The sequence below is a fragment of the Streptomyces adustus genome, assembly GCF_009377175.1.
GTDB classification, from domain to species: Bacteria; Actinomycetota; Actinomycetes; order Streptomycetales; family Streptomycetaceae; genus Streptomyces; species Streptomyces adustus.
This window is the reverse complement of sequence record NZ_VJZD01000035.1, coordinates 1-21,474: the sequence shown is the minus strand read 5'-3', so window position 1 is coordinate 21,474 and position 21,474 is coordinate 1. Positions and strand designations below refer to the sequence as shown.

Genomic DNA, 21,474 nt, shown 5'->3' with positions numbered 1-21,474 from the left:
GGGAATCGGAAGGAGGGTGACGCCATGACCTTCGGCATCATCCTGGTCGTCGCCGCGGTCCTGTTCGCGGGCGCCGTCGCGTCCTCGGCGCGCAGGAACGGCAAGGCGCGGATGTACGGCGTCAGCCGTCGGCGCGGCGGCAGCGACAGCAGCTGGTGGGCCGGCGGGGGAGACAGCACCGGCTCGTCCTCGGGCGGCCACTCCGGTGGTCATTCGGGCGGGCATTCGGGTGGTCACTCGTGCGGCGGTGGTCACTCGTGCGGGGGCGGGTCGTCCTGCGGAGGAGGGTCGTCCTGCGGCGGCGGGGGCGGATGTGGCGGAGGCAGCTGACACGGGGCAGCCGAGCTCCGGCAGGGGGAGCCGTATCCGAGGGACGGACGGGGTCCGGACATTCGTTCGGGCCCCGTCACGCGCGGGTGTGCGCCGTGGGGCTCCGGCGCACGCCGTGGTTGAACAGTTGAGCTGTCGGGCCCTCTGAGGGATGGAAACCCCACGAAGTTGGGTAAAAACGCTGTGGCAGCACCACAGTTCATGATTCCCTCTAAACCACCGTCGCAGCCCCTCGGACGTCTTGCACGGACACCCCTCCCGACTGGGCTGACCGGGCCGAATCCCCGCCGTCGACCGGAGTCGACCGGAGTCGACCGGGGTGCGCCGGACCAACACCCCCTTTTTCTTTGCGTGCTTGCGGAGCCGATCCATGCTCACGACCCTGAACACCTCCTACACCGACACGCGCGCGGCAGACCTCGCCTGGGCCCTGGGGCGCGAGCCGCTCCCCGCCCTGGCCACACTCGACCTCGAACTGGACGGCGCCAACCTCCAGTTGAGACTGCTCGGCGCGTCCCACCAGGTCCTGGTGGAGCAGGAGCAGGGCCGTTGCTCGGAGACGGTGGCCTGCATCCCCGGCAGCAGCACACCCCTCCCGCTCGGCGTCGCCAAACGGGTGGACGACTGGGAGTACGAGTTCGCCGCGCGCGTCGAGGTCCTCTCGCCGGGCTCGTTCGAGGGCCGCGCGCAGGAACTGCTGGCCCTCGTCTGCGACCACCCGAACGGCCTCGCGGGCGTCTTCCCCGGCAGCCCGCACGCCTTCACGGCCATGCTCGCCCAGCGCCACGACGGCCATGTGCACTGGCGCACCTGGCACGCCTACCCGCAGGACGGCCAGTTGGTGGCGACCCGGACCCGGGTCGGGACGCGGGTTCCCGCGGGCCGGTGCGGCCGGCTCAGCCGGTCCGGGGTCTGACGCCGGTAAACCCAAGGCACCCGAACAGCGCGGATTTCCACACGTGTGGGTGACGAAGCGTACCGGGTTCGTCACGTAACGTCGCAGTCGTGATCGAGTCGCCCGCCCCCGCCCCGCCCGGCACCTCGCCGTCCTGGGGCGGCCCCGCGCGGCCGCCGGTCCGGCCGGGCATCGGACGGTTCCTGGTCCTCGCGGGCGTCTTCGTCTGCGCCGCCTGCGGGCTGGTGTACGAGCTCGAACTCGTCGCCCTGGCCTCGTACTTGATCGGCGACTCGGTCACCCAGGCCTCGGTCGTGCTGTCGGTCATGGTCTTCGCGATGGGCATCGGCTCCCTCGCCGCGAAACGGCTGCGCGGGCACGCGGCCGCCGGTTTCTGCGCGGTCGAGGCGGTGCTCGCCCTCGTCGGCGGCAGCAGCGCCATGGCCCTGTACGCGGTGTTCGCCTGGACCGGCGACTGGGGCGGCCTGTGGGTCGACGGCCCGCGCTGTCTGCTGGTCGTGTTCTCCCTCGTCATCGGCCTGCTGATCGGCGCCGAGGTGCCGCTGCTGATGGAGCTGATCCAGCGCATCCACCGGCAGGACGCGGGCGGCGCCGTGGCCGACCTGTTCGCGGCCGACTACGTCGGCGCCCTCGTCGGCGGCCTCGCCTTTCCCTTCCTGCTGCTGCCCGTCCTGGGCCAGCTGACCGGCGTCCTGTGCACCGGCACGGTGAACGTGCTGGCCGGCGGCGCCCTCGTGCTCGGGCTGTTCCGCCGGGACCTGACCCGCCGCGCCCGCTGGGTGCTGCTGGTCGCCAACCTCGTCGTGCTCGGCGTCCTCGGCACGGCCGCCGTACTCGTCGGCGACTTCGAACAGGCGGCACGGCGCGCGGTGTACGGCGACGACGTGCGGGTGGCGGTGCGGACCGAGGGGCAGGAGGTGGTGCTCACCGGCGGGGTCCACGGCCGTCCCGTCAGCCTCTTCCTCGACGGCCGGCTGCGGGTCGGCGGCCGTGGCGAGCGGCGCTACCACGAAGCCCTGGTCCACCCCGCGATGAACGGCCCGCACGCGCGCGTGCTCATTCTCGGCGGCGGCGACGGACTCGCCGCCCGCGAGGTGCTGCGCCACCCCGGGGTGCGCCGGGTCGACATCGTCGAACTCGACGCGGACGTCGTGCGGTTGGCGCGCTCCGACCCGGCGCTGTCCGCGCTGAACGGCCATGTGTACGGCGACCCGCGCGTGCACGTGACGACGACCGACCCCTTCCGCTGGCTGCGCCGGGCCCCGCGCGGGGCGTACGACGTCGTCGTCTCGGATCTGCCGGACCCGGCCGTCACCGCCGACACGAAGCTGTACTCGCTGGAGTTCTACGGGCTGACCCGGCGCGTCCTGGCGGGCGGCGGCCGGCTGGTGGTGCACGCCGGGCAGGTCTCGTGCCGTCGGCGCGCCTTCTGGACGGTGGACGCCACCGTGCGGGCCGCGGGTCTGCGCACCGCCCCCTACCGCGTGGCCGATCGCGACGACGGCTCCGGGGCGGACCCCGGCCGGTCCGCCTCCGCCACCCGCGCGCCACGCGACTGGGGCTTCGTCCTGGCACGGACCGACGCCCGTCCGGTCCTGGGTCTGGACCGGGACGAGCGCCCGCCCCGCACCCTGACGGCGGCGGGCCTCGCGGCGGACGCGCTGGCCGCGGACCGGACCCGGATCCGGGGGCTGCCGGCCTCGACACTGGTCCATCCGCGCTACTGAACCGCCCCGGTACACGCGAGCGACTCCGGCCGAGCGGGAGGTATTCGGGGCGGCCCCTGGGTAGGCTCCGACGACATGGAGCATGAGGTTTTCGTTCCGGTTCCCGCCGAGCGGCTCAGGGCGACGCTGGCCGACCCCGCGCGGGTCGCCCGCGCGGTCCCGGGGCTCCAACAGGACGTCGGCGGCGAGCCCGGCAGCGGACGGCTGAAGGTCCGCATCGCAAGCCACAGCATCACCTACCGGGGTTCCGTCCGGGTCTCGGCGCGCGAGGACGGTTCGTACGCCGTCGAGGGCGAGGCGACCGAGGCGCGCGGCTCGGGGGTGGTGACGTTCGCCCTGGTCCTGCGCGTGGCCGACACGGAGGGCGGCGCCACCCTGGCCTTCGCCGGCACGGCCACGGCGGACGGCCGGGTCGCCGAACTGCCCAGGACGGCGGTCGACGCGGCCGTGACCCGACTGCTGAACCGTTTCGCTGAGGGCCTGGGAGCGGACGGGGCAGCCGAGGCGGAGCCCGACGCCGTGGCACCACAGAAGCCGACCCCCGAGCCGGTCGAACCGACTGCCGAGCCGGTGGAGCCGACGCACCCCGTGGAGTCCGCGGAACCCTTGGGGACCCCGGAAACCAAGAAGCCCGCGGAGTCCGACGAGGCCGTGGGGAGCCCGGAACCCGAGGAGCTCACGGAGCCCGACGAGGTCGCGGAGCCCGCGGAGCCCGAAGAGGCCGTGGCGCCCCTGGAGCCCGTGACGCCCATGGACTCCCTGGAGCCGCCCGCCGAGGCCGCGCACGCCCGGCGGACGATGATCGGGCGGAGTGCGGAGGAGGTGGACCACGCGCCGCCGCGCGGGCGGTACGCGCCCGTGCCCGCGCCGCAGACCATCGCGCCGAACTCCACCCTGCGCTGGGCCGCGCCCGCCGCGGCCCTGGTGGTGGCCTCCGCCATCGTGGTCGGCCGGGCCCTGCGCAAGCGACGCTGAGCACCGGGCGGGCGGGTGCCCGAGGGCCCCGCACCCCGGCGGCCCCCTTGATCCGCCCAGTAGGGTCGTTCCGTGAGTAACGAAGACATCACGTTGACCGCGGGAGACGCGGAAGTCGTAGTACAGCCGGGCAACGGCGGCCGGATCGGCGGGCTGCGGATCGGCGGCGTCGAGCTGCTCCGGCAGGGCGAGCGGTTCGGCTGCTTCCCGATGGTCCCCTGGTGCGGGCGGATCCGCGGCGGAGCGTTCCGGGACGGAGGCACCCTCCACCAGATGCCGCTCAACTCCCCGCCGCACGCCATCCACGGCACCGCCCGCGACGGCGCCTGGCGGGTGGCGCGCAAGGCGGCGGACGAGGCCGTCATCACGTACGACCTGGTCGAGCCCTGGCCCTTCACCGGCCGGGTCACCCAGGCGGTCGCCCTCACCCCGGACGCCCTCACGCTCACCATGTCGGTGGAGACGTACGCGTCCTCCTTCCCGGCGCAGATCGGCTGGCACCCCTGGTTCCACCGCAACCTCGGCGGCCAGGACGTCCGGATCGCCTTCGAACCGGCCTGGCAGGAGGAGCGCGGCGAGGACCATCTGCCGACCGGGAACCGCGTCGAGCCCCGGCCGGGCCCCTGGGACGACTGCTTCGGCATGCCCGGCGGGGTCGACGTCACCCTCACCTGGCCGGAGCGGCTGGAGCTGAAGGTGACCAGCCCCGAGGCGTGGGTGGTTGTCTACGACGAGCAGGAGGCCGCGGTGTGCGTCGAGCCGCAGACCGGTCCGCCGAACGGGCTCAACACCCTCCCGCGCCTGGTCACCCCGCTGGAGCCGCTGGAGGCCACCACCACCTGGAGCTGGCGCCGCATCTAAGCTGGCTGGCATGACGGATGTACGTGGCGAGCTGCTGCAGCAGATCAAGGACAAGGCCGTGGTGCACGGCAAGGTGACCCTCTCCTCGGGTCTGGAGGCCGACTACTACGTCGACCTGCGCCGCATCACCCTCGACGGAGCGGCCGCCCCGCTGGTCGGCCAGGTGCTGCTGGACCTGACGGCGGACCTCGACTTCGACGCCGTCGGCGGCCTGACCATGGGCGCCGATCCCGTGGCCGCGGCCATGCTGCACGCGGCCGCCGCGCGCGGACGCAAGCTGGACGCCTTCGTCGTCCGCAAGGCCGCGAAGGCGCACGGTCTGCAACGGCAGGTCGAGGGTCCGGAGATCGCCGGGCGGCGCGTGCTGGTCGTCGAGGACACCTCCACCACCGGCGGCTCCCCGCTCACCGCGGTCGAGGCCGTGCGCGCGGCCGGTGCCGAGGTGGTCGCCGTGGCGACCATCGTCGACCGGGCGACCGGCGCCGCCGAGAAGATCGAGGCGGGCGCGGGCGTGCCCTACCGTTTCGCGTTCTCCAAGGACGAGTTGGGCCTGGACTGAGCCTTGGCCTTCCGTTCGACCGTCGTACGGGGTTGCCCGGGGTGTTCGGCGGTCGGACGGAAGTTGTCCACAGGGCGGGACGCGCTGCACCCAGCATCGGCCGAGGTCTGGAAAGATGTCGCCGACGACGACGTCACACTCAAGGTCTAGGTCAGGGCCGTAAACGCAGAACCCCACCCGCACATACAAGGAGCGGACAGATGCCCATCGCAACCCCCGAGGTCTACAACGAGATGCTCGACCGGGCGAAGGCAGGCAAGTTCGCCTACCCGGCCATCAACGTCACCTCGAGCCAGACCCTGAACGCGGCTCTGCGCGGCTTCGCCGAGGCGGAGAGCGACGGCATCATCCAGATCTCGACCGGCGGTGCCGAGTTCCTCGGCGGCCAGTACAGCAAGGACATGGTCACCGGCGCGGTGGCCCTGGCCGAATACGCGCACATCCTCGCCGAGAAGTACCCGGTCACGGTCGCGCTGCACACCGACCACTGCCCGAAGGACAAGCTCGACGGGTACGTGCGTCCGCTGATCGACGTCTCCGCGGAGCGCGTCAAGGCCGGCCGCAACCCGCTGTTCCAGTCCCACATGTGGGACGGTTCGGCGGAGACCCTCGCCGACAACCTGGCCATCGCCCAGGAGCTGCTGGAGAAGGCCCGCGCCGCGAACATCATCCTCGAGGTCGAGATCACCCCAACCGGCGGCGAGGAGGACGGCGTCTCCCACGAGATCAACGACTCCCTCTACACCACCGTCGAGGACGCGATCCGCACGGTCGAGGCGCTGGGCCTGGGCGAGAAGGGCCGCTACCTGCTGGCCGCGTCCTTCGGCAACGTCCACGGTGTGTACAAGCCGGGCAACGTCGTCCTGCGCCCGGAGCTCCTCAAGGAGCTGAACGACGGCGTGGCCGCCAAGTTCGGCAAGGCGTCCCCGTTCGACTTCGTCTTCCACGGCGGTTCCGGCTCCTCCGAGGAGGAGATCGCCACCGCGCTGGAGAACGGCGTCGTGAAGATGAACATCGACACGGACACGCAGTACGCGTTCACCCGCCCCGTGGTCGACCACATGTTCCGCAACTACGACGGTGTGCTGAAGGTCGACGGCGAGGTCGGCTCCAAGTCCACCTACGACCCGCGCACCTGGGGCAAGCTGGCCGAGGCGTCGATGGCCAAGCGAGTCGTCGAGGCCACGCAGAACCTGCGCTCCGCGGGCACCCGGATCAAGTAGCCGGCGTTCCCGGCGGACCCGCGGGTCCGCCGGGGGCTGGCCCGGGGACAGCCGTGGAGGGATGATCTCTCCATGGCTGTCCCCGCACAGCACGTCCCCGCCGTCAGGATCTCCAGCCCCACCGGCCGCTGGATCCTGCTCACCACGGTCCTCGGATCCAGCATGGCCATGCTGGACTCGACCGTCGTCAACGTCGCGCTGCCCACCATCGGCCGCGACCTGAACGCCGACCTCGCCGCCCTCCAGTGGACCGTCAACGCGTACATGGTGACGCTGGCCGGGCTGATCCTGCTCGGCGGCTCCCTCGGCGACCACTACGGCCGGCGCAAGGTCTTCGTCCTCGGCGTGATCTGGTTCGCCGCCGCGTCGCTCCTGTGCGGCCTCGCCCCGAACAGCGGCGTCCTCATCACCGCCCGCGCCCTCCAGGGGATCGGCGGCGCCCTGCTCACCCCGGGCTCGCTCGCCCTGATCCAGGCGTCCTTCCACCCCGACGACCGGGGCCGGGCGGTCGGTCTGTGGTCCGGCTTCGGCGGCATCGGCGCGGCCGTCGGCCCGTTCCTGGGCGGCTGGCTGGTGGACGGGCCGGGCTGGCGCTGGGTGTTCCTCCTCAACGTCCCCCTGGCACTGATCTGCGCCCCCGTCGCCGTGCGCCATGTCCCCGAGTCCTCCGACGGGCGCGCGCACGGCCGCTTCGACGTGCCCGGCGCGGTGCTCGGCGCCCTCGCGCTCGCCCTGGTGACGTACGCCCTGGTCGAGGCGAGCAGCGGCTCCCTCGTCGTGGTGCTCAGCGCGGTCCTGGGCGTGCTCGCCGCGGTCGCCTTCGTGTACGTCGAGAAGCGCAGCCCCGACCCGATGCTGCCGCCGGACATCTTCGCGTCCCGCCAGTTCACGGCCGTCAACGTGGTCACGCTGTGCGTGTACGCGGCCTTCGGCGGCTTCTTCTTCCTCACCGCGCTCCAGCTCCAGGTCGTGGTCGGCTACTCGGCCCTCGGCGCCGGTACGGCGCTGCTGCCGACCACCGCCCTGATGCTGCTGCTGTCCGCCCGCTCGGGCGAGCTGGGCGAGCGGATCGGCCCGCGCATCCCGCTCACCGTCGGCCCGCTGCTGTGCGCGGCGGGAATGCTGCTGATGCTGCGCGTCGGACCGGGCGCCTCGTACGTCCCGGACGTGCTGCCCGCGCTGCTCGTCCTCGGCCTCGGCATGGTCGCGCTGGTCGCGCCGCTGACCGCCACCGTGCTCGCCTCCGTGGAGACCTCGCGGGCGGGCCTGGCCAGCGGGGTCAACAACGCGGCGGCCCGCGCGGCCGGGCTCGTCGCGGTGGCCGCGCTGCCGCTGCTGGCCGGGATGGGGCCGGAGGCCTACCGCTCGGCGGCCGCCTTCGACGCTGCGTTCCGGCGGGCGATGCCGCTGTGCGCGGCGGTGCTGGTGGTCGGGGCGGCGATCGCGTTCACGACCGTGCGCCGCCCGGCCCCGGACTGCCGCCGCCCCGAGTGCCGTACACACGGCTGTGTGACCTCGCCACCGGTGGAACCCGGCCGCGCCCGGACGGGCACGGCCGGGCCGGGCAGGCCCTAGGACTTCCCGCGCTGGTCCCGCCGGACGTCGACATCGCCCTGGTCCCCGGTCCGGGCGGGGGCGGCCGAGCCGGTCGAGCCGACCGGGCCCGGACCGCCGGAGGCACCTGTTCGGCAGGGCCGGGCGCAACCGTTACCGATCAAGGACGATGCAGCAGACTGGGGTCCATGACGATGCACGAGAACCTCCTCGGTGGTCCGCCCCCGACCCACCTCCCCGACGAGCCCGAGCCGCGCGAGCTGCTCGCCGCCGGCACCGCACCCGCCGACGTCGCCGCCAAGTACCCCACGTCCTCGTTGGCCTGGGCCCAGCTGGCGGACGACGCGTTCGAGCGCGACGCCGTCGTGGAGTCGTACGCCTACGCCCGTACGGGCTACCACCGCGGTCTGGACGCGCTGCGCCGCAACGGCTGGAAGGGACACGGGCCGGTCCCCTGGGAGCACGAGCCGAACCGCGGCTTCCTGCGCGCCCTGCACGCCCTCGCCCGCGCCGCCCAGGCGATCGGGGAGCAGGCGGAGTACGAGCGCTGCTCGCAGTTCCTGAAGGACTCCTCGCCGGCGGCGGCCCAGACGCTGGGCTAGGACTTCCGGCGCTCATGGTGCAAGGCCCGCCTGTGACCAGGCGGGCCTTGCTCTTTCGAGGGACGATCGCGGAGGATGCCCGTTGGGGACCGGGGCCCCCGTGTCGACAATGGCAGGGGCGGACCGCTACCCGGAGTACACAACAGGAGACAGCGATGTCCCACGAGGCTCGCCAGGCTCAAGAGCCGGAGACCCCGCATCTCGACTTCGCAGGCACGACGCCGTACGAGGACTACGTCAAGGCGGACGTGCTCACCCACCTCCAGCACACCCTCTCGGACGATCCCGGAGAGATGGTCTTCCTGGTCACGACCCAGGTCATGGAGCTGTGGTTCACCGTCGTCGTCCACGAGTGGGAGACCGCCGCGCAGGCCCTGCGCGAGGACCGGGTGCCGGTGGCGATCGACGCGCTGAAGCGGTCCGTACGCGAGCTGGAGGCGCTGAACGCCTCCTGGAAGCCGCTCGGACAGCTCACCCCGGCCCAGTTCAACTCCTACCGCGCGGCCCTCGGCGAGGGCTCCGGCTTCCAGTCGGCGATGTACCGGCGGATGGAGTTCCTGCTCGGCGAGAAGTCCGCGTCGATGCTGGTCCCGCACCGCGGCGCGCCGCGTGTCCACGCCGAGCTGGAGAAGGCGCTCCAGGAGCCGAGCCTGTACGACGAGGTGCTGCGCCTCCTGGTCCGGCGCGGGCACGCCGTCCCGGCCGCTGTCCTGGAGCGGGACGTCACCCTGCGCTACGAGCCGTCCCCGGAGGTCGAGGCGGTCTGGACGGCCGTCTACTCCGGTGACGCCGGCGACGAGGTCGCCCGACTGGGCGAGGCGCTCACGGACGTCGCCGAACTGGTGTGGCGCTGGCGCAACGACCACCTCGTCGCCACCCGGCGCGCGATGGGCGCCAAGGCCGGCACCGGCGGCTCGGCCGGCGTGGCCTGGCTGGAGAAGCGTGCCCGCAAGAACGTTTTCCCCGAGCTGTGGACGGCGAGGTCCCATGTCTGAGACGACCGGTCCCACCGAGTACGAGGCGCGTGCGAAGAAGCTGGACGCCGTCGACGAACTGGCCGCCAAGCGCGCAGAGTTCGTCCTCGACGAGACCGTCTACCTGGACGGCAACTCGCTGGGCGCGCTGTCCGTGGCCGTCCCCGGCCGGATGGCGGACGTCGTCGGCCGCCAGTGGGGCGAGCTGCGCATCCGCTCCTGGACCGAGGGCGGCTGGTGGACCGCGCCCGAACGGATCGGTGACCTGATCGCTCCGCTCGTGGGCGCGGCGCCCGGGCAGATCGTGGTCGGCGACTCCACCAGCGTCAACGTCTTCAAGGCCCTGGTGGCGGCGGTGCGGATGGCGGAGGAGGGGCGGGACGAGATCGTCGTGGACGCCGGCACCTTCCCGTCGGACGGCTACATCGCCGAGTCGGCGGCCCGGATGACCGGCTGCACCCTGCGCCCGGTGGAACCGGCCGAGGTGCCGGGCGCGCTGTCCGGCCGTACCGCCGCGGTGCTCCTCAACCACGTCGACTACCGCACGGGCCGGCTGCACGACCTGCCCGGCCTCACCGCCGCGGCGCACGCGGCGGGTGCGCTCGCCGTCTGGGACCTGTGCCACAGCGCGGGCGCGCTGCCGGTCGGCCTGGACGAGCACGGGGTGGACCTCGCGGTCGGCTGCACCTACAAGTACCTCAACGGCGGCCCGGGATCACCGGCGTACCTCTATGTGCGCCACGACCTCCAGGACCGTTTCGACTCCCCGCTGCCCGGCTGGAACTCGCACGCCGAGCCCTTCGGCATGCGCAGCGCCTACGAGCCCGCCTCGGGTGCGGTACGGGGCCGGGTGGGCACCCCGGACATCCTGTCGATGCTCGCGCTGGAGGCGGCCCTGGAGGTCTGGGACGGTGTCACCGTCGAGGCGGTGCGCGCCAAGTCCCTGGCCCTGACCGACTTCTTCCTGGAGTGCGTCGACGCGTACGTGCCCGAGGGGCGCGTTCGGTCGGTGACCCCGGAGGCGCACGAGGAGCGGGGCAGCCAGGTGGCGCTGCGCTGCGACGGTGCCGGTGAGGTCATGAAGCGGCTGATCGAACGCGGGGTCGTCGGCGACTTCCGGCACCCCGACGTCCTGCGGTTCGGCTTCACGCCCCTGTACGTCGGCTTCGCGGACGCGGAGCGGGCGGCACGAGTGCTGGCCGAGGTGCTGGACGAGGTGCACGCGCGGAGCTAGTGCCTCAACAGGCAACAGGCAACAGGCAACAGGCAATTGACGGCCGTACGGTGTCTCGCCCGGGGGCTTCCTCCGGGTGCGGCGCCGGACCGGCCCCAGGTGCGGCCGAAGGGCGGGCCCGAGCCCTCACCGAGCGTGACATCTGCGTGTCCGCCCATGTCACCGGCCTGATACCGTCCCCGCCAACGGCCGAATTCCCTCGGTGTACCCAGCCCCGGCCGGCAAAGTCCGTTTCGTCGCTGAGAGGTTGGAGCATGCCGGACGACGCAGCAGCCCCTGACGCCGCGGCAGCGGCCCGTGCCGCCGCGGAGGAGGAGTCGGCCTTCTCGCACCCCGCCGTCGACCCCGACGGCACCGCCGCGTACGGCGACCATCCCGACCAGGTGATCGACTTCTACGCCCCGCGCACGGGGACCGACGCCGACGCCTCGGCCCCCCTGGTCGTCCTGCTGCACGGCGGTGCCTGGCGCGCCCCGTACGACCGGCGGCACATCACCCCGTTCGCGGACTTCCTCGCCCGCCGGGGCTTCGCCGTGGCCAACGTCGAGTACCGGCGCGGTGCCACGACCCCCGCGCCGGACGGCGCCGCCCCGGTCGCCGGGCGCTGGCCGGACACCTTCGACGACGTGGCCGCCGCGCTGGACGCCCTTCCCGCGCTCGTCCCGGAGGCCCTCCCGCAGGCGGACCCGCGCCGTACGGTCGTCGTCGGCCACTCGGCGGGCGGTCAGCTGGCCCTGTGGGCGGCGGCCCGGCACGTCCTGCCGGGCGACGCCCCCTGGCGGCTCGACGGCCCCGCCGCGCTGCGCGGGGTGGTCGCCCTGGCCCCGATCGCCGACTTCGCGGTCTCCGAGAAGCTGACGGTGTGCGGTGGCGCGGCAGGACAACTCCTGGGCGGCGAGGAGTATTTCGGCATACGGCAGCCGTACGCCGATCCGGCGCTGCTGCTTCCCACCGGCATCGCGACCACCCTCGTCCAGGGCCGTGACGACCTGGACGTCCCGCCGGCGGTCGCCGAGGCGTTCGCGGACGCGGCGGCCAAGGCCGGCGAGATGGTGGGGCTGACGCTGCTGGCGGAGGTCGGCCACTTCCCGCTGATCGACCCGGCGGCGGACGCGTGCGCGGTGGTGGCGGAGGAGATAGCCCAACTGGCCTGGTGAGCCACGGACGTGACAGGTCGCCGGGGTGCCGGCGCGAGCGGTCGGCGGGGTGCCGGCGCGCTCCCGGCGCCCGCCCCGAGCGGTCCCCCGTAGTACCCGTAGTACCTGAGAGCGATGCCGCGGAAGCGTTCCCCGGCGGGACGCGGACGACGCGCGCGGATCCGTAACTTCCCCTCCATACCAGCCCGAAGGCCGGACGGCCGGACCACAGGGCGGACCGGGAGGGGGCGGCGATGCGCCGTGACACGGACGCGGCGGACACCGGGAGAGAGCCGGCCGAGGGGCCGACGACCGTGCGGGCGGCCGTCCCGCGGCCCCCGGGCCGATGGCGTCGCGGTCTGCTCGCGACCCTCGTCGCCGCGGCCGTGGTGGTCCCGCTCTCCGCCGCCGCCCGGCCGGAGATCCCCGCCCCGCCCCCGGCCGTCCTCGGCCGGGTGACGGCGGCCTCGCTGGACGAGGCGTACGCCGCCAACCGGGCCGACGCCGCCGAGGCGGCCCGGATGGCCGCCGCCCACGGCGACCGTCATCGGGCCGCCGCCGACCGTGACCTGGCCGGACCCGACCGGCACCTCCTCGCCTTCGACGGGCGCGGCAGCGGCCTGGCGACCGAGGTCGTCGGCGACCTGGCGCGGGCGGACCGGGTGGCGGTCCTGGTCCCGGGCTCCGACACCTCCCTCGACACCTACGCACGCTTCCGCGCGGGCGCCGTGGCGCTGCGCGAGCAGCTCGCCCGGCAGGCCCCGGCGGGCACCCGGACCGCGGTCGTGGCCTGGCTCGGCTACCGCACACCGGGCACGATCAGCGCCGCGGTCACCACCACGGGCCGCGCCGAGCAGGCGGCCCCGCGGCTGCGGGAGTTCGCACGGCGGCTGCACACCCTCGCCGGTCCCGGGGCGCACCTCTCCCTGCTCTGCCACTCCTACGGCTCGGTCGTCTGCGGCCGGGCCGCGGCCGGTCTGGACGTCGACGACATCGTCCTGGTCGGCAGCCCCGGTACCGGCGCCGACTCCGTACGCGGACTGCGCACCCGGGCCCGGGTGTGGGCGGCCCGCGGCGCCGACGACTGGGTGGCCGAGGTCCCGCACATCAGCACCGACCTGTTCGGCACGACCGTCGGCTTCGGCACCGATCCGGTGTCCCCGGCCTTCGGCGCCCGCGTCTTCGCGGCGGGTCCCGGCGGCCACAGCGCCTACTTCACCCCGGGCTCGGTCTCCCTCGCCAACCTGACCCGGATCGTCCTGGGCGAGACCTCGGAGGTCACCCGTGAATGACTTCGCCCGTGGGCACGCGCCCTTACGACGAGTGCCCGGCCTGCGTGGCACGCCGGCCGGCATACGGCGGGGCGCCGACCGGATCGACCGCGCGACCCCGGCGTCGCGCGACCGGGCCGTCGACGCCCTGCGTGCCTTCGCCATCCTCGGTGTCGTCCTCGGCCACTGGCTGGTGACGGCGCTCGTCGCGGACGGCGGGACGCTGCACACGGCGAGCCCGCTCCAGCACATGCCATGGCTGGCCCCCGTCTCCTGGGCCTTCCAGACGCTCGCGGTGTTCTTCCTGGTCGGCGGGCACGTGGCGACCAGGAGTCACGCCCGCGCCCGCGCCGACGGCGTGACCTACGGGCGGTGGCTGCGCGCCCGGCTGTCCCGGCTGCTGGGCCCGGTGGCCGCCGTACTGATCCTGTGGACGGTGGTCACGCTCGCCCTCCTCCTGGCCGGGGTGGACACCGGCACGGTCCGCACCCTGGTCAAGCTGGCGCTCTCCCCCCTCTGGTTCCTCGTGGTCTTCGCCTGCCTGACCGCGCTCACCCCGCTGGTCGCCCGGCTCAACCCGCTGTGGCCCCTGGCCGTCGTCCTGCACGTGGACCTGCTCCGCTTCGGCCTCGGCGGGCCGTCCTGGCTCGGCTGGGCGAACGTGGCCGCGGGCTGGCTGGTTCCCTTCAGCCTGGGCGCCGCCTGGACCCGGGGCGAGCTGGAGCGGCCCCGCGCGGGCTGGGTCCTGCTCACCGGCGGAGCGGTGGCGACGGCGCTGCTCGTGGTCCTCGCGGGCTACCCGGCGTCGATGGTCGGCGTGCCGGGGGCGGAGGTCTCCAACCTCGATCCGCCGACCCTGGCCGCGGTCGCCTTCGGCCTGGCCCAGTGCGGTCTGGCGCTGCTGCTGCGCGACCGGCTGCGGCACGCGATGGAACGGCCCCTGGCCTGGGCCGCGGTGGCGCTGGTCAACCTCTCCGCGATGACCGTCTTCCTCTGGCACCAGACGGCCCTGATGGCGACCACGGCCACGGCGCTGACCGTGGGACGGCTGCCCGGTCTGCACACCCTGCCCGACAGCCCGGTCTGGGTGGCGGCCCGGCTGGCCTGGCTGCCGGTCCTCGCCCTCGCCCTGGCCGTGTGCTGGGCCGCGTTCCGCCGCCACGAACAGGGAACCCGTCGCCCGCCCTCGCGAGTCGGACCCGGCGCGTCCCGCGGGCGACCGGCCTCCGCCCCTGCCCGTGGAGCCCGATCTCCGCGGAGCCCGATCTCCGTGGAGCCCGATACCCGTGGTGCCGATACCCGTAGTACCTGAGACGGACCGCAAGGACCCCACTCACTGGGGACGACCGCGCCGGCCCCCTGCGCCTACCGTTCTGAACGTGACCGACACGACCCAGACGCAGCCGACGCCCCCGGAGGGCGCGGACGAGACCTTCAGCGCGATCAAGCCGCGCAGCCCGGAGTTCCGGCTGGCCGCCGACGCCGTGCGCGGGATGCGGCAGGACCTCTTCCACGACGCCTTCGCCTACCGCTCGCTGCCCCGGCTGGGCACCGACCGCAAGCTGATCCGGCGGCTGTCCGGACGGGCGCGCGAGTACGCGGCCTGGGCCCCGCACGCGACGGTGGCGCTCGGCGGCCTGCTCGCGATGACGGCCGCCACGGCCTCGTTCGGCGGGAGCACCGTGACCGGCCTGCTGTGCGGCCTCCTCGCCGTGGCCCCGGTCGCGCTCACGCTGGTCCGGCCGGTCGGCGCCTTCTGGCTGTCGCTGGCGTCGACCCTGGTGGTGAGCGTGCTGAGCTGGCCGTGGGGCGACCGGCCGTGGGCGCAGTGCAGCGTCATCTCCCATCTGGTGGTCCTCACGGTCGTGGCCGTCCGGACCCGGCCGCGCACGGCGGCCTGGATGTGGCTGTTCACGGCGGGCTACGGCGCCTTCGCGGAGGCGCTCTTCGGCGTCGGGCCCTTCGGCAGCAGCGACACCGCTCCCATGCTGGTCCTCTCCGCGTTGATCCTGCTCGTGGTCACGGTCTGGCACATCCGCCGGGACGCCGAGGAGGTGGTGAGCGCCCAGCAGACGGTGACCGCGCACGAGCGGTCCCGGCGCACCCTGCTGGAGGAGCGCACCACGATCGCCCGCGAGCTGCACGACGTGGTCGCCCACCACATGTCGGTGGTCGCCATCCAGGCGGAGGCCGCGCCCTACCGGGTGGAGAACCCGCCGCCCGAGCTGGAGCGCGCCTTCGCCGTCATCCGGGAGAACGCGGTGGCCGCGCTGACCGAGCTGCGCCGGGTGCTGGGCGTCGTGCGCGCCGAGGACTACGAGGCGCCGGAGGCCCCGCAGCCCACGCTCGCCGACCTGGACACGTTGCTGGCCAACGTGCGGGAGGCGGGGCCGGACGTGACGAAGGTGGTGACCGGCGCGGTCCGCGAACTCCCGCAGGGCGTCGAGCTGTCGGCGTACCGCATCGTCCAGGAGGCGCTGAGCAACGCCCTGCGGCACGCGCCGGGGGCCGACGCCCGGGTCGAGATCGGCTACGTCCTCGGCGGGCTGGGGCTGCGCATAGTCAACGGGCCGGTGCCCGACCCCTCGTCGGTGAAGCCCTCGCCCGGCGCCGGGCACGGCGTCACCGGGATGCGCGAGCGCGTCGCCATGCTCAACGGCGAGATGACGGCCGGCCCGACGGACGGGGGCGGCTACGAGGTGACGGTGTTCCTGCCGGTGCCCGCGGCCGACGCGGGGATCGAGAGCGACTCATGACCATCCGGGTAGTGGTCGCGGACGACCAGATGATGGTGCGCGAGGGTTTCTCCGTCCTGCTGAACGCGATGCCGGACATCGAGGTCGTCGGGGAGGCCGTCAACGGGCGGGAGGCGGTCGAGCGGGTGCGGGAACTGGCCCCGGACGTCGTGCTGATGGACATCCGGATGCCGGAGACGAACGGCATCGAGGCGACCCGGGAGATCGTCGCGTCGGACGGCACGGCGAAGGTGCTGGTGCTGACGACGTTCGACCTCGACGAGTACGTGTACCAGGCGCTGCGGGCGGGCGCCTCGGGCTTTCTGCTGAAGGACGCTTCGGCGCGCCAGCTCGCGGACGGCGTCCGGGTGGTGGCGTCCGGTGAGGCGCTGCTGGCGCCCTCGGTGACCAGACGGCTGATCACCGAGTTCTCGAAACTGTCCGGCGGGCCGCGGCCGACGCCCGCGGCGCAGGCGGCCTACGGGGACCTGACCGACCGGGAGACGGAGGTGCTGGTGCTGATCGCCCAGGGGCTGTCGAACGCGGAGATCGCCGGCCGGCTGGTGGTCGCCGAGTCCACGGTCAAGACGCATGTCAGCCGCATCCTGGTGAAACTGGGCCTGCGGGACCGTACCCAGGCGGCGGTGTTCGCCTACGAGGCCCGGCTGGTCACCCCGGGCTGAGTCGGGCCGGTCGTCCCGGGCCGGGCCGGTCACCCCGGGTCAGGCCGGTCACCCCGGGTCAGGCCGGTCACCCCGGGCCGGGGAAAGCACCCCTGGTCGGACAGGGGGTCATGGGGCTAGCGTCCGTGCATGGCAGCTGCTTCCGACCTCGCTTTCGATCCCTGGGACGCCGCGTTCGTCGCCGACCCGTACCCGGCCTACGCCGAGCTGCGCGCCCTCGGCCGCGTGATCCACTACGAGCCCACCGACCAGTGGCTGGTCCCGCACCACGCGGACGTCTCGGCGCTGCTGCGCGACCGTCGGCTGGGCCGGACGTACCAGCACCGTTTCACCCACGAGGAGTTCGGCCGGAGCGCGCCGGCGCCGGAGCACGAGCCGTTCCACACCCTCAACGACCACGGCATGCTCGACCTGGAGCCGCCGGACCACACCCGCATCCGGCGCCTGGTGTCGAAGGCGTTCACCCCGCGCACGGTGGAGCGGCTGAAGCCGTACGTGGAGCGGCTGGCGGGCGAGCTGGTGTCCGCCCTGGTGGAGGCGGGCGGCGGCGATCTGCTGACGGACGTCGCCGAGCCGCTGCCGGTCGCGGTGATCGCGGAGATGCTGGGCATCCCCGAGTCGGACAGGGCCCAGTTGAGGCCTTGGTCGGCGGACATCTGCGGGATGTACGAGCTGAGCCCGTCGCAGGACACGGCGGCGCGGGCGGTACGGGCGTCGGTCGAGTTCTCCGGCTATCTGCGGGAGCTGATCGCGGCCCGGCGCAAGGAGCCCGGCGAGGACCTGATCTCCGGCCTGATCGCGGCGCACGACGAGGGCGACCGGCTGACCGAGCAGGAGATGATCTCGACGGCGGTCCTGCTGTTGAACGCGGGCCACGAGGCCACGGTGAACGCCACGGTCAACGGCTGGTGGGCGCTGTTCCGCAACCCCGGCGCGCTCGCCGCCCTGCGGGCCGACCACACCCTGATCCCGTCCGCCGTCGAGGAGCTGATGCGGTACGACACCCCGCTCCAGCTGTTCGAGCGCTGGGTGCTGGACGAGATCGAGATCGACGGGCAGGTCATCCCCCGGGGTGCGGAGATCGCCATGCTCTTCGGCTCCGCCAACCACGACCCGGCGGTCTTCGCCGCACCGGACCGGCTGGACCTGACCCGCGCGGACAACCCGCACATCTCCTTCAGCGCGGGCATCCACTACTGCATCGGCGCCCCGCTGGCCCGGATCGAGCTGGCGGCCTCCATGGCGGCGCTGCTGGAGCGGGCCCCGACGCTGAGCCCGGCGGCGGAACCGAAGCAGAAACCGAACTTCGTGATCCGGGGACTCGACGGCTTGAACGTCACGGTCTGACCCGCCGGGCCGGGCCGGACCGTGCGGGGCCGGGCCGCGGGCTCGGGCGCTCACCGAAGCGCCGGAGCCCGCCCCGGGCTCTGCGTCAGGTCGTCATGTCCCGCCGGCGGAGGCCCACGAGCCCGCCGGCCACCAGGGCCGCCGCCAGGCCGGTCAGGGTCAGTACCGGTCCCCAGGCCATCTCCCCGCCCGGCAGCTTCGGCAGGTGGCCGAAGGGCGAGAGGTCGAGCACGAGTTGCGGGACGTCGAGCGCCGGGCCCACCCAGCCGATCAGCAGCACCGCGCCGGCCACGCCCCAGGCGGCCGTCGCCGCGCGCGGCGCCAGCCCGTAGAGCAGGACCGCGAGGCCGCCGACGACCCACACCGCGGGGAGCTGGGCCAGGCACGCGCCCAGGATCGGGCCGGCCTTCGCGCCGTAGCCGACGATGAAGCCCAGGCCCGCGAGGAGCATGAGCAGGACGGAACCGCCGAAGGCGATCGCCAGATGGCCGCCGGCCCAGCGCAGCCGGGCCACCGGGTTCGCCAGCACCGGTTCCGCCCGCCCCGAGGTCTCCTCGCCGTGCAGCCGCAGCACCGAGGCGACCACGTACAGCGCCGCGACCAGGCCGAGCATGCCGATCATCGAGGCGAGGAAGGTGTCGGCCAGCGCGCTGTGGCCGCCCATCCGCTCGAAGATCTCGCGGGCCTTCTCGTTCCCCTTGACCAGGTCGGCCGCGCCGTCCGTCAGGCCGCCGTAGACGACACCGGCGAGGAAGAAGCCGATGCTCCAGCCGAGCACGCTGCCGCGTTGCAGCCGCCAGGCCAGCGCGCCCGCGCCGGTCAGCCGGCCGGCCGCCGGTCCCGGCCGGGTCGGCAGGAAGCTCATGCCGACGTCGCGGCGTCCGGCCAGCAGGTAGGCCGCCGCGCCCTGGAGCAGGATCGCCGCCGCGAACAGTGCCAGCACCCACCACCGCTCACCGGCGAAGGCGCGCAGGTTCTCCAGCCAGCCGAGCGGGGACAGCCAGGTCAGCACCGACGAGCCACCCCCGGCGCCCGCGTTCGTCGCGGAGTCGCCCGCCGCGCGCAGCACGAAGGCGGCCCCGAGCACTCCCGCGGTCAGCCCGCGGGCCAGGCGTGCGCTCTCCGTCAGCTGGGCGACGATCGCCGCCATGGTGGCGAAGACCATCCCGACGGCCCCCAGGCCGAGCCCGAAGGCCAGTGCCCCCGCCGTCCCCTGCCCGGCCAGCCCGGCCGTGACCAGCAGGGCGAGCGCGGCGTTGGCGACCGCCGCGGCGAGCAGGGCCGCCGTCAGCGAGGCCCGTCGGCCCACCATGCCCGAGGCGACCATCTCCTGACGGCCGCTCTCCTCCTCGTCCCGGGTGTGCCGTACGACGACGAGCAGGCTGGTCACGGCGGCCAGGGCGCCCGCGTAGACGCCCACGCGCCAGGCCGTCAGGGCGCCGACGGAGTCGTCGAAGACCGGTCCGACCAGGGCGCGCAGGGAGGAGTTGGCGGCCATCTGGTGCATGAGGTCGGCGCGCTGGGCCGCGGTGCCGTACAGGCTCTTGAGCGTGTTCGGCATGGAGAGGACCATCAGCGAGTTGACCGCCACCCAGACCGGGATCAGCACCCGGTCGCGGCGCAGCGCGAAGCGCAGCAGGGTCGCCGTGCCCGCCAGTTGGCGATGGCCGCCGGGGCGGGTCGGACGGGCCGCGGGCCGGGGTGCGGCCGTGGCCGTGTCCGCGACCCCGCTCATCGGGCTGCCCCGCTCTGCTCGCTCGCCCCGCTCGCCCCGCCTGGGTCGTCCGGCGCGTCCGGCTCGTCCGGCGCGTCCGGCTCGTCCTGGTAGTGGCGCAGGAACAGCTCCTCCAGGGTCGGCGGGGTCGAGGTCAGCGAGCGCACTCCCACCTCGCTCAGCGACCGCAGGACCGCGTCCAGCTTGTCGGTGTCGACCTGGAGCCGGACGCGGTGGCCCTGGATGTCGAGGTCGTGGACGCCGGGCAGTCCGGCCAGGCCGTTGGGCGGCCCCGCGAGTTCGGCGCTGACGCTGGTCCGGGTCAGATGGCGCAGGTCGCCGAGCGAGCCGCTCTCGACGGTGCGGCCGTTGCGGATGATGCTCACCCGGTCGCAGAGCTGCTCGACCTCGCTGAGCAGGTGCGAGGAGAGCAGCACCGTACGGCCGCGGTCGCGCTCCTCCTCCACGCAGCGCCGGAAGACCTCTTCCATCAGCGGGTCGAGGCCCGAGGTCGGCTCGTCCAGGATCAGCAGGTCGACGTCCGAGGCGAAGGCGGCGATCAGGGCGACCTTCTGCCGGTTGCCCTTCGAGTACGTGCGCCCCTTCTTGGTGGGGTCGAACTCGAACCGCTCGACCAGTTCCGTCCGGCGCCGCGGGTCGAGGCCGCCGCGCAGCCTGCCGTAGAGGTCGATGACCTCGCCGCCGGAGAGGTTGCGCCACAGGGTCACGTCGCCGGGGACGTACGCGATCCGGCGGTGTGCCTCGACCGCGTCCGCCCAGGGGTCGCGGCCGAGGATCCGCGCGACGCCCGAGTCGGCGCGCAGCAGGCCGAGCAGGACGCGGATGGTGGTGGACTTGCCGGATCCGTTGGGGCCGAGGAACCCGTGGACCTCACCCGTCTCGACGTGGAGGTCGAGCCCGTCGAGCGCGTGCGTCTTCCCGAACGACTTGTGGAGGCCGGACACCTCGATCGCGGGGTTTGCCGTCGTCATGCTTTGGAACGTACGCTACTTTCAGAAATTTGTGAAGTTAAGGAAGCGTGTAAATGATCGAATAGGATGTGGGCATGACGGAACCAACCGGGGCCCAACGGGACATGGAAGCCGTGTCGAAGTTCGTCGAATCCTTCGCGGCGCAGCTCGTCGAGGCGGGGATGCAGCGCATGCCCGCTCGTGTCTTCGCCGCGCTCCTGTCGTCCGACGAGGGCGCGATGACCTCCACCGAGCTGGGGGAACAGCTGCGGATCAGCCCCGCGGCGGTCTCCGGGGCGGTGCGCTACCTGGCGCAGCAGCACATGGTGTCCCGGGAGCGCGAGCCCGGCTCGCGGCGGGAGCGGTACCGGGTGCACAGCAATCAGTGGTACGAGGCGCTCACCAGCCGCGAGGCCGTCCTGAAGCGGTGGGAGGGGGCGTTGCGGGAGGGCGTCGCCAGCCTCGGTGAGGGGACCCCGGCCGGACGCAGGATGGCCGAGACCCTCGCCTTCTTCGAATTCGTCGACGGCGAGATCGCGGCCATGATGGAACGGTGGCGGGCCCACCGCGAGCGGATCTTCGGGACCTCGGAGGCATAGGGGCAGGGGGCGTGCGGGGGCGCGGCGCCGTGCGGCCGCCCCACCCCACCGGCAGCGTCAGGC

The 21,474-nt window shown here is 73.7% G+C and carries 20 protein-coding genes; 18 read left to right on the top strand and 2 right to left on the bottom strand.

Features of this window, described 5'->3' with window-relative positions; genetic code table 11:
- The first annotated feature begins 24 nt into the window (after positions 1-24).
- From FNH09_RS11660 to FNH09_RS11580, 17 genes are all read left to right on the top strand, one after another.
- Positions 25-330, top strand: coding sequence for a hypothetical protein (locus tag FNH09_RS11660; protein WP_152886861.1), 306 nt, complete (start codon positions 25-27; stop codon positions 328-330).
- Between the two features lie 370 nt (positions 331-700).
- Positions 701-1,246, top strand: coding sequence for a DUF2617 family protein (locus FNH09_RS11655; protein ID WP_152886859.1), 546 nt, complete (start codon positions 701-703; stop codon positions 1,244-1,246).
- Positions 1,247-1,335: 89 nt separating this feature from the next.
- The gene (locus tag FNH09_RS11650) at positions 1,336-2,973 is read left to right on the top strand and encodes a polyamine aminopropyltransferase (RefSeq protein WP_162468427.1); all 1,638 of its coding nucleotides are present in this window, start codon (positions 1,336-1,338) and stop codon (positions 2,971-2,973) included.
- 75 nt (positions 2,974-3,048) lie between these two features.
- Positions 3,049-3,948 (top strand): SRPBCC domain-containing protein, encoded by a 900-nt coding sequence (locus FNH09_RS11645; RefSeq protein WP_152886857.1) that lies wholly within the window; start codon positions 3,049-3,051, stop codon positions 3,946-3,948.
- Between the two features lie 72 nt (positions 3,949-4,020).
- Positions 4,021-4,809, top strand: a complete 789-nt coding sequence (locus FNH09_RS11640; protein WP_162468426.1) for an aldose epimerase family protein — start codon at positions 4,021-4,023, stop codon at positions 4,807-4,809.
- Positions 4,810-4,819: 10 nt separating this feature from the next.
- Positions 4,820-5,368 (top strand): orotate phosphoribosyltransferase, encoded by a 549-nt coding sequence (gene pyrE, locus FNH09_RS11635; RefSeq protein ID WP_152886855.1) that lies wholly within the window; start codon positions 4,820-4,822, stop codon positions 5,366-5,368.
- 200 nt (positions 5,369-5,568) lie between these two features.
- Complete coding sequence (gene fbaA / locus FNH09_RS11630; protein WP_152886853.1) at positions 5,569-6,591, top strand: class II fructose-bisphosphate aldolase; 1,023 nt, start codon at positions 5,569-5,571, stop codon at positions 6,589-6,591.
- Between the two features lie 72 nt (positions 6,592-6,663).
- Positions 6,664-8,166 (top strand): MFS transporter, encoded by a 1,503-nt coding sequence (locus FNH09_RS11625; RefSeq protein ID WP_152886851.1) that lies wholly within the window; start codon positions 6,664-6,666, stop codon positions 8,164-8,166.
- Between the two features lie 167 nt (positions 8,167-8,333).
- On the top strand, positions 8,334-8,747 hold the full coding sequence (locus FNH09_RS11620) for a DUF3151 domain-containing protein (protein ID WP_152886849.1): 414 nt from the start codon (positions 8,334-8,336) through the stop codon (positions 8,745-8,747).
- 155 nt (positions 8,748-8,902) lie between these two features.
- Positions 8,903-9,742 carry a tryptophan 2,3-dioxygenase family protein gene (locus tag FNH09_RS11615; protein ID WP_152886847.1) on the top strand — a complete coding sequence of 280 codons (840 nt, stop codon included), beginning with the start codon at positions 8,903-8,905 and terminating at the stop codon, positions 9,740-9,742.
- Entirely contained in the window at positions 9,735-10,955 is a 1,221-nt protein-coding gene (gene kynU / locus FNH09_RS11610) for a kynureninase (protein WP_152886845.1), read from the top strand. The genes FNH09_RS11615 and kynU overlap by 8 nt, the downstream gene beginning before the upstream one ends.
- Positions 10,956-11,209: 254 nt before the next feature.
- Positions 11,210-12,112 (top strand): alpha/beta hydrolase, encoded by a 903-nt coding sequence (locus FNH09_RS11605; protein WP_152886843.1) that lies wholly within the window; start codon positions 11,210-11,212, stop codon positions 12,110-12,112.
- Positions 12,113-12,345: 233 nt separating this feature from the next.
- Positions 12,346-13,383 (top strand): alpha/beta hydrolase, encoded by a 1,038-nt coding sequence (locus FNH09_RS11600; protein ID WP_152886841.1) that lies wholly within the window; start codon positions 12,346-12,348, stop codon positions 13,381-13,383.
- A 31-nt stretch (positions 13,384-13,414) separates the two neighbouring features.
- Positions 13,415-14,674, top strand: a complete 1,260-nt coding sequence (locus tag FNH09_RS11595; protein WP_338017541.1) for an acyltransferase family protein — start codon at positions 13,415-13,417, stop codon at positions 14,672-14,674.
- Positions 14,675-14,741: 67 nt separating this feature from the next.
- Positions 14,742-16,118, top strand: coding sequence for a histidine kinase (locus FNH09_RS11590; protein WP_162468425.1), 1,377 nt, complete (start codon positions 14,742-14,744; stop codon positions 16,116-16,118).
- Positions 16,115-16,780 carry a response regulator gene (locus FNH09_RS11585; protein WP_152886839.1) on the top strand — a complete coding sequence of 222 codons (666 nt, stop codon included), beginning with the start codon at positions 16,115-16,117 and terminating at the stop codon, positions 16,778-16,780. Before FNH09_RS11590 ends, FNH09_RS11585 begins: the two co-directional genes overlap by 4 nt.
- 129 nt (positions 16,781-16,909) lie before the next feature.
- Positions 16,910-18,127 (top strand): cytochrome P450, encoded by a 1,218-nt coding sequence (locus FNH09_RS11580; protein ID WP_152886836.1) that lies wholly within the window; start codon positions 16,910-16,912, stop codon positions 18,125-18,127.
- Between the two features lie 85 nt (positions 18,128-18,212).
- Here the strand turns inward: FNH09_RS11580 and FNH09_RS11575 are convergent, their stop codons facing one another.
- Both FNH09_RS11575 and FNH09_RS11570 read right to left on the bottom strand, forming a co-directional pair.
- Positions 18,213-19,862: an ABC transporter permease gene (locus FNH09_RS11575; protein WP_152886834.1), complete on the bottom strand. Its 1,650-nt coding sequence runs from the start codon at positions 19,860-19,862 to the stop codon at positions 18,213-18,215.
- The gene (locus FNH09_RS11570) at positions 19,859-20,833 is read right to left on the bottom strand and encodes an ABC transporter ATP-binding protein (protein ID WP_238426617.1); all 975 of its coding nucleotides are present in this window, start codon (positions 20,831-20,833) and stop codon (positions 19,859-19,861) included. The genes FNH09_RS11575 and FNH09_RS11570 overlap by 4 nt, the downstream gene beginning before the upstream one ends.
- A 74-nt stretch (positions 20,834-20,907) precedes the next feature.
- On the opposite strand from FNH09_RS11570, the gene FNH09_RS11565 reads away from it, so the two are divergent.
- Positions 20,908-21,411 (top strand): GbsR/MarR family transcriptional regulator, encoded by a 504-nt coding sequence (locus tag FNH09_RS11565; protein WP_152886832.1) that lies wholly within the window; start codon positions 20,908-20,910, stop codon positions 21,409-21,411.
- The last annotated feature ends 63 nt before the right edge of the window (positions 21,412-21,474 follow it).

Excerpts from the sequence above, each read along its gene's own strand:
- FNH09_RS11585 (WP_152886839.1), top strand. The coding sequence starts at position 16,115 with ATGACCATCCGGGTAGTGGTCGCGGACGACCAGATGATGGTGCGCGAG.
- FNH09_RS11615 (WP_152886847.1), top strand. The coding sequence starts at position 8,903 with ATGTCCCACGAGGCTCGCCAGGCTCAAGAGCCGGAGACCCCGCATCTC.
- FNH09_RS11620 (WP_152886849.1), top strand. The coding sequence starts at position 8,334 with ATGACGATGCACGAGAACCTCCTCGGTGGTCCGCCCCCGACCCACCTC.
- FNH09_RS11625 (WP_152886851.1), top strand. The coding sequence starts at position 6,664 with ATGGCTGTCCCCGCACAGCACGTCCCCGCCGTCAGGATCTCCAGCCCC.
- FNH09_RS11575 (WP_152886834.1), bottom strand. The coding sequence starts at position 19,862 with ATGAGCGGGGTCGCGGACACGGCCACGGCCGCACCCCGGCCCGCGGCC.
- FNH09_RS11660 (WP_152886861.1), top strand. The coding sequence starts at position 25 with ATGACCTTCGGCATCATCCTGGTCGTCGCCGCGGTCCTGTTCGCGGGC.
- FNH09_RS11580 (WP_152886836.1), top strand. The coding sequence starts at position 16,910 with ATGGCAGCTGCTTCCGACCTCGCTTTCGATCCCTGGGACGCCGCGTTC.
- fbaA (WP_152886853.1), top strand. The coding sequence starts at position 5,569 with ATGCCCATCGCAACCCCCGAGGTCTACAACGAGATGCTCGACCGGGCG.
- FNH09_RS11600 (WP_152886841.1), top strand. The coding sequence starts at position 12,346 with ATGCGCCGTGACACGGACGCGGCGGACACCGGGAGAGAGCCGGCCGAG.
- kynU (WP_152886845.1), top strand. The coding sequence starts at position 9,735 with ATGTCTGAGACGACCGGTCCCACCGAGTACGAGGCGCGTGCGAAGAAG.
- FNH09_RS11655 (WP_152886859.1), top strand. The coding sequence starts at position 701 with ATGCTCACGACCCTGAACACCTCCTACACCGACACGCGCGCGGCAGAC.
- FNH09_RS11565 (WP_152886832.1), top strand. The coding sequence starts at position 20,908 with ATGACGGAACCAACCGGGGCCCAACGGGACATGGAAGCCGTGTCGAAG.
- FNH09_RS11605 (WP_152886843.1), top strand. The coding sequence starts at position 11,210 with ATGCCGGACGACGCAGCAGCCCCTGACGCCGCGGCAGCGGCCCGTGCC.
- FNH09_RS11570 (WP_238426617.1), bottom strand. The coding sequence starts at position 20,833 with ATGACGACGGCAAACCCCGCGATCGAGGTGTCCGGCCTCCACAAGTCG.
- FNH09_RS11645 (WP_152886857.1), top strand. The coding sequence starts at position 3,049 with ATGGAGCATGAGGTTTTCGTTCCGGTTCCCGCCGAGCGGCTCAGGGCG.
- pyrE (WP_152886855.1), top strand. The coding sequence starts at position 4,820 with ATGACGGATGTACGTGGCGAGCTGCTGCAGCAGATCAAGGACAAGGCC.